Here is a 1485-nt window from a genome sequence, read left to right on the forward strand (position 1 = left end):
AATGCCGCGCAGTTAGCGCCGAGGGATGGTTGTCAATCCGGTGGATCGAGGATGTCGATGGTGATGACGGCCTGATAGTTGGTGCGGTCGACATCGCCTTTTGCCCGGTGTTTCGAGATGGCGCGTTTGACCACACGTGGGCTGACACGAGTGCGGCGCGGCGGGAGCAGATCGGCCAGCACTGCACGACCGATCCGCCCGATCAGATCGATGGTGGCCCCAGCGATCACCCCGGCAGCATGGACGATTTGATCACGAGCGGCGTACAACGCGACGGTGAAACTGGCCCGGTCGGCGATGGTCGCCGCATCGTGTGCTGTCGCGTCGGCCATCGCCAGCCTCAGCACCTGATAGGTGGTCAGCAGTGCGTAGAGTTCCTGCTCGATCCCGGCCGGGGTGCGGGCGCGCAGCACCCGACCTCCGAGCGTCGTCGATTTCATCTCCAGATAGACGGTTTCGATCTCCCAACGTTGGTGGTACAGCGTGACCAGGTCGAGGGCGGGGAACTGCCGGGGGTCGGTCAGTGTGGTGACCAACCGGTACCGGCCGGTGCGGGTGGACCCGTCGGTGTGCACGAGAATCTGCGCGTCGATCACCCGCAGACGATGCGCTCCGAGCATGGTCAGCCACGACCCGTCGGGCAGGGTGGCGACCGGCGGCAGTCGACGGGAGTCCTTGCAACGGAACAGGAGATCGGCGCCGGTACCGGCGACCCCGGCGATCAGGTCGGCCGCAGCGAAATTGCGATCGGCCAACAGCATCATGCCGGGGCGGAGACATCCGAACAATCTTGGTGTGTAGCGGGTTTCGCCGATATCGGTGGGCCCGAACACCGCGCCGAGCACGGTGCGGGTACCGCAGGCCACGACCGCCAGCAGGCGCAGCAGGGGGTATCCCGAGCCGCCGTGCGAGCCGGTTTGGCGGCGGTAGCGGGTCAGGTTCGCGGCGCTGTCAGGGACCGACATCGAGGTGCCGTCGATCGCGCATACCAGCAGGCCGTGCCAGCGCACCGGCGCGGCCGGTGGGCCGGCGAGGAGTTCGAACAATGCGCGAAGCGGTGCCGGGCCGATCCGGCGTCGGGCCTGCGTCAGCGCCGAGGATCCGGGGTCGGCGACGGGCAGTCCGGTCAGGCCCGAGGTCAGCCGCGCCCAGACCTGCCGGTATCCGAGATCCTCGAACAGGGCCGCGGCGAGTAGTAGGTACACCACCACCCGCGAGGGCAGTTCGCGGATGCGGGTCTGCACGGTTCCGGTGGCGGTGAGTGCCTCGTCGACCATCTCGAACGGGACGAGTTGGGTCAGTTCGCCGAGGTGGCCGGGAGCGAACCGGCCCGCCGCTACCGTGCGGGCGGGTGGGATGACAGACTGTGTGTCCAACGGGGTTCCTGCCGTGCGGTGATCTTGGTCGACACTGTTCTAGCAGGAACTCCGTTGCCTGTTGTGGAGGGTTGACACACCCACAAAATCCTTAACTGCGCGGCATTGG

Annotated in this window: 1 protein-coding gene; it reads right to left on the bottom strand. The window is 67.0% G+C overall.

The genetic code is table 11. The features are described from left to right. Positions 1–32: 32 nt before the first annotated feature. Positions 33–1376, bottom strand: coding sequence for an IS4 family transposase (locus RZ1_RS29325; RefSeq protein WP_218020508.1), 1344 nt, complete (start codon positions 1374–1376; stop codon positions 33–35). Positions 1377–1485 lie beyond the last annotated feature (109 nt).

The organism is Rhodococcus zopfii NBRC 100606 = JCM 9919, from assembly GCF_001895025.1.
Lineage (GTDB): Bacteria > Actinomycetota > Actinomycetes > Mycobacteriales > Mycobacteriaceae > Rhodococcus > Rhodococcus zopfii.